Raw genomic sequence first — 456 nt, 5'->3', positions numbered from 1 at the left:
CCTTGACCCCCGCCGAATCGAGCAGTGTCTTCTGCACTGAGCCGTAGCTCGACATCGATAAGTAGCCGAAGAAGAGGGCGACGCAGAGCCAGCCCCAGTGGATCTTGCTCACCGCGTGCCAGCCGTCTGCGAGGAACGGCATCTGGTCGCGCAACCAGATGACGATGACGGCGAGCACGACGAGCGCGAGCACCGCCTTGACCCATGGATTCGAGAGGATCTTTTGGATACGCCGAAGCCAGCCGATGGGCTGGCGCTCGGAGATCATTCACCCACCCTAACCCCCGGGACCGGCGATTCCCCGGCGGGACCATGCCACTTTCGAGGCATTTTCTCAGGCACCCGGGGCGTCCGCCGGGGTGCGGGGCTCAGCGGCGCTCGTCCCGGAGGCGGGCGATGAGCTCGCGGGCGGAAATGGCGCCCTCGTTGTCGAGGTGCCGGCCGCGGCGGATGGGC

The 456-nt window shown here is 66.9% G+C and carries 1 pseudogene; it reads right to left on the bottom strand.

The features are described 5' to 3' along the window. Positions 1-268 (bottom strand): annotated as a pseudogene (locus tag V7E05_RS13995) (hypothetical protein); the annotation flags it as partial. Positions 269-456 lie beyond the last annotated feature (188 nt).

Origin of the sequence: Dietzia sp., assembly GCF_036741115.1 — a bacterium.
Classification (GTDB): domain Bacteria; phylum Actinomycetota; class Actinomycetes; order Mycobacteriales; family Mycobacteriaceae; genus Dietzia.
Note: the sequence above shows the minus strand (reverse complement) of the source record. Positions and strands in the feature narration are given on the sequence as shown.